Annotated in this window: 1 protein-coding gene; it reads left to right on the top strand. The window is 62.1% G+C overall.

The annotated features are described in order from the left end of the window. Positions 1–603 precede the first annotated feature (603 nt). Complete coding sequence (gene ltrA / locus ACWD4O_RS48700) at positions 604–1,854, top strand: group II intron reverse transcriptase/maturase (protein WP_451289587.1); 1,251 nt, start codon at positions 604–606, stop codon at positions 1,852–1,854. Positions 1,855–1,933: the final 79 nt, after the last annotated feature.

Here is a 1,933-nt window from a genome sequence, read left to right as displayed (position 1 = left end):
TTTAAGTGCGCCACGAGCGCAGAGAGTGAGGTTGATGTAGGTAGGCCCACTTGATGCGGTGCTGTGCAGATGATGAAGGTTTTGTGGCCCTTCGGCGTCGCCCTCGGGGGGAGGCGTCAAACCACCTCAAGCTGCGTTGGCTGAAGACCGTCGTGGTGAGCGTTGAGGAAAAGGCGCCCGTGAGGCGTCAGGTGGGGATCGGAAAGGCGAGCGAGAGCGAACCGCTGACGACGTGTCGAAACAAGCAACTGACATCAAAACCGGGGCGGTTAAATGGCGCCGGGATGAGCCTGGCGGGAGCCCGTCTATTGGCCAGGTGGTGTCCGGCATGGAGGCGGCGCGAGTCCGGTCTGCGGCTTCTGCATGGAACGTGGGAAGGCGAGTGTCGATACGGCTGTCTGGTTCCAGAAGGGCTCAGACGGCGAGAGGGAGCACGCCGGGCGGCGGAAACCGTGAGGCGTTGAGTACCGATGCGACACGCGCTGGCGGACCGGTCCGTAGTAGTGGTGAAGCCCTGGTAATCGGGGTGGAGCGAAGGGGCCGGCTCATTGGTGATCTGTTCGCGCGAACAACCGGATGTCTTCCGGGAGGAAGCGGGTGAGCATGTCAGGTCTGGCGGACAAGCCGTTCGCTATTTCGAAGCGACTCGTATGGGAGGCGTACGAAAGAGTCAAGGCCAACAAAGGTGCGGCCGGAGTGGATGAGTGCTCGATCGAGGACTTCGAGAAAGATCTACGGGGAAACCTGTACAAGATCTGGAACCGGATGTCCTCTGGGACGTACTTCCCTCCTCCGGTGAAGGCGGTCGAGATCCCTAAGCCCGGGGGAACAAGAATCCTCGGGGTGCCGACTGTCGCCGACCGAATCGCTCAGACGGTAGTCGCTTTGACGCTGGAGCCCAGGACGGAGTCGATCTTTCATGACGACTCCTATGGGTATCGGCCCAGGCGGTCGGCGTTGCAGGCGGTCGAGCGGTGTCGACAGCGGTGCTGGAAGAAGGACTGGGTTCTGGACCTCGACGTTCAGAAGTTCTTCGACTCCGTGGATCACGCCCTCATGGTCAAGGCTGTGGAGGCAAACACCGACCAGCGTTGGGTGGTGCTGTATGTGAAGCGGTGGCTCGTTGCGCCGCTTCAGCTGCCCGACGGGACCCTTCAGGAGCGGGACCGGGGGACCCCGCAGGGGTCTGCGGTCTCGCCCGTGCTCGCCAACCTCTTCATGCACTATGCGTTCGACCAGTTCCTGGCGCGGGAATTCCCTTCGGTGGACTTCGAACGTTATGCGGATGACGCGGTGGTGCATTGTGTGACCGAGCGCCAGGCCCGGCAGGTATGGGCGGCACTCGAAGTGAGGATGGAGGAAGTCGGGCTGCGGCTGCATCCCGACAAGACCAAGCTCGTCTACTGCAAGGACAGCAGACGCCGAGGCTCTTCGGAGCACACGTCGTTTAAGTTCCTGGGGTATACGTTCGCCCCACGGAAGGCGCGGTATCCGGACGGCAAAGCATTTACGTCGTTCCTGCCCGCGGTCAGTCCGGAGGCCCTCAAAGCCATGGGCCAACAGGTCCGTGAATGGCGACTTCACCGACGCACCAGACTCGAACTCATCGAGCTCGCCGACTGGATCAATCCGATCGTGTCGGGCTGGATGACCTACTACGGCCGGTTCTACCGGTCGCAGTTGTATCCCTTCCTGCGACGCATCAACACCTACCTGATGCGATGGGCACGGCAGAAGTACAAACGGCTGCGGGGCTACAAACGCTCTCGTGCATGGTGGACCGGACTCGTACAACGAGCGCCGGGACTCTTCAAGCACTGGGCGTGGGACCGCGAGTTCGTGTGGACTCGATGAGAAGAGCGGAGTGACGGGAGACTGTCACGCTCCGTTCTGTGGGAGCCCGGGGGTGAGATCCCCCGGGCCACCCGACCCT

The sequence above is a fragment of the Streptomyces sp. NPDC002623 genome (assembly GCF_053592635.1).
Note: the sequence above shows the minus strand (reverse complement) of the source record. Positions and strands in the feature narration are given on the sequence as shown.